The sequence below is a fragment of the uncultured Thermomonas sp. genome (assembly GCF_937872235.1).
GTDB classification, from domain to species: Bacteria; Pseudomonadota; Gammaproteobacteria; order Xanthomonadales; family Xanthomonadaceae; genus Thermomonas; species Thermomonas beijingensis.
The window spans coordinates 1-2656 of sequence record NZ_CALMPC010000012.1 but is presented as its reverse complement, the minus strand read 5'-3'; the positions used below and the strand labels follow the sequence as shown (position 1 = coordinate 2656).

The 2656-nt window shown below is 63.5% G+C and carries 1 protein-coding gene and 2 pseudogenes; all 3 read left to right on the top strand.

Going from position 1 to position 2656, the window contains the following annotated elements:
• Positions 1-2: 2 nt before the first annotated feature.
• Positions 3-1049: pseudogene (locus tag QWB57_RS01150) on the top strand (glycosyltransferase); the annotation flags it as partial.
• A gap of 67 nt (positions 1050-1116) precedes the next feature.
• The gene (locus QWB57_RS01145; protein ID WP_343229798.1) at positions 1117-2385 is read left to right on the top strand and encodes a glycosyltransferase family 4 protein; all 1269 of its coding nucleotides are present in this window, start codon (positions 1117-1119) and stop codon (positions 2383-2385) included.
• Positions 2373-2656 (top strand): annotated as a pseudogene (locus QWB57_RS01140) (asparagine synthetase B); the annotation flags it as partial. The gene QWB57_RS01145 and the pseudogene QWB57_RS01140, both read left to right, overlap by 13 nt.

Sequence of the window (2656 nt, the reverse complement as noted above, 5' to 3'; positions counted from 1 at the left end):
TCATGCTCTGCCCCCAGTTCCGCCCGCTCACCGGTGGTTATGAGCGCGCCGCCGAGCGGCTGTCGATTGCTTTGGCTGCGCGTGACCATGCCGTGACCGTGATCACCGAGCGGCGCGACCCGACGTGGGCCGCGCACGAAGACCTGCACGGTGTGCAGGTGCGTCGCCTGTGGTGCGTGTATCGGCGCGGCATGCACGCAGCGTCGTCGCTTTTCAGCTTTGGGGTGTGGCTGTTGTTGCATGGCCGATCATTCGCTGTCTGGCATGTGCACCAGTACGGCGCGCATGCCACGCTCGCCGTGTTGCTGGGCAAGCTGTTGCAACGGCCGGTGGTGCTGAAGCTGACAAGTTCTGGCATTCATCAGGGCGTGGATGCGGCCCTGCAGGGATTGCGTTTATCCGGCTTGCACCGTTGGGCGCACCGGCGCGTCGCAGCTTGCATCGCCGTTTCCGAGGAAACCGTGCACGAGGCACGCGCCTTCGGCATTCCATCGCAGCGGATCCACGCGATCAGCAATGGGGTCGATAGCGCAGGGTTGAGCCCCGCCACCGTCGAATGGCGACAGCAGGCACGCCGGCAACGGGCGGTTGCGGATGGTTTTGTCGCCATCGCCGTGGGGCGGCTCGCCGGCGAAAAGAACCCCATCGGCCTGCTGCATGCGTGGGCCAGCGCGTGGCCGCGCTTGCCCGCTGGCTCGCAATTGATCTGGATAGGCGATGGTCCCCTGCGGGCAGAAGTGGCGGCGTGCATTGATCAACTGGGTCTGGGTCATACCGTTCGCTTGGCCGGACATTCCGATGATGTGCCGGCGTGGCTGGCGGCTGCTGATGTATTTGTGCTGTCTTCACACAACGAGGGCATGGCCAATACCTTGCTGGAGGCCATGGCCTGCGGGCTTCCCAGTGTCGCCACCGCCGTCTCCGGTACCACGCAGCTGCTTGCACGCAGCGGTGCCGGGATTGTGGTTCCGGTGGGCGATATGGAGGCTTTGGCTGCTGCCCTTGTCGAACTGGCCCGCGATAGCGATGCGCGGGCGCGCATGGGCACACGGGCGCGCGCGGTGATTGAGGCGGAATATTCCATCGAACATGTGGTAGGCAAAATCGAAGAGCTTTATGCGCAAATCATCAGAACCGGAGCAGGCCACGACACCGTTGCGAGTGTTGATGGTGGTGCCGCAGTTCCCCTATCCGGTGGTGGGCGGGCTGGAGAAGCAATCCCGCTTGCTGGCCGAAGAGCTGGCCCTGCAAGGCTGCACGGTGCGCGTGTTGTCCGGGCGGGTTACGCCGGATCAACCGGCATTGACGCACGAAGCAGGCATCGACATCCATCGTTTGCCCTGGCCACGCCATCGTCTGGTTCGTTGGCTGCGTGCGCCATGGTCGTTCGCGCTCACCTTTGTGCGCCTGGCACGCGCCAGTGATGTGGTGCATTGCCATGTGCCCAGTGGTGTTAGTGCGTTCTCCATCCTTTTAGCGGCGCTGTGCCGCAAGCCGATCATGGTCAAGCTGCCCAATGTCGGCGCGTACGGGATACCGGGCATGCGTGCCGGCAGGCTGGGTGCGCTGCGTATTTTGGGACTGCGTCAAGCCGATGCTATCGTGGCGATGAGCACTCAGAGCGTGCATGAACTTGCGGACATCGGCTATCCGATGGCGCGCACTTTGGTGACACCCAATGGCATTCGCCTGCCCGAACACGACGGTGCTGTGCCGCCACAAAACAATGCAGCGGTAATCGGCAGGCATCCGGGCTGCCGATTGTTGTTTGTCGGTCGCCTGGATCCACAGAAGGGCTTGCCGGACGTATTGCAGGCACTGCACAAGGTGTCGAGCGGCGCAGCGCCGTGTGCCGTGAGCCTGGATATCGCGGGTGGGGGCGATGAGCACGCACGCATCGAATCCATGATCCGAGAACTGGGCTTGGGCGACCGTGTACACCTGCTTGGCCATGTCGAAGGCATCCCGAAACGGATGCCCGATTACGATGCCTTGGTGCTCCCCTCCTACGGTGAAGGCAATTCCAACGTGATTCTTGAGGCGATGGCGGCGGGCTTGCCCGTCATCAGCACGCAGGTGGGCGGCACGCCGATGTTGGTGGGGCCTGCCGGTGCGCGATTGCTGCACGCTCCGGGTGATGTGGGCGCATTGGCAAATTTGATTGCCGAAGTTGCCTGTGATGCCCATTTTCGTCGCAGCATGGGTGATGTCATGCGCGTGCGTGCACAAGCACTGTTTGATATCCGCGTCATTGCACGGCGCTACCGTGCTGCGTATGTATTGATGGTGCAGGGACAGCGCGACTCGATTGCCGGATTGGCGTGTGCTGAAATCCTGGCAGAAACACCAGAACCCAAAGCAGGGCACTCTCCATGTGTGGCCTGATTGCTGCCTTCTCTATCGCCCCCCTGACCGACGCCGCCCTGCACGCAGGGCTGGCGCAGCTACGCGCCCGTGGCCCCGATGGCGAAGATGTCTGGCATGAAGGGGGGGCATGGCTCGGCCATCGCCGCCTGGCCATCCTGGACCTGGATCCGCGCGCCGCGCAGCCGATGCATTCAGCCTGCGGCCGCTACGTCATCGTCTTCAACGGCGAGATCTACAACTACCGCGAACTGCGCGCGCAACTGCAGGCGCAGGGCGTGGCCTTCCGCAC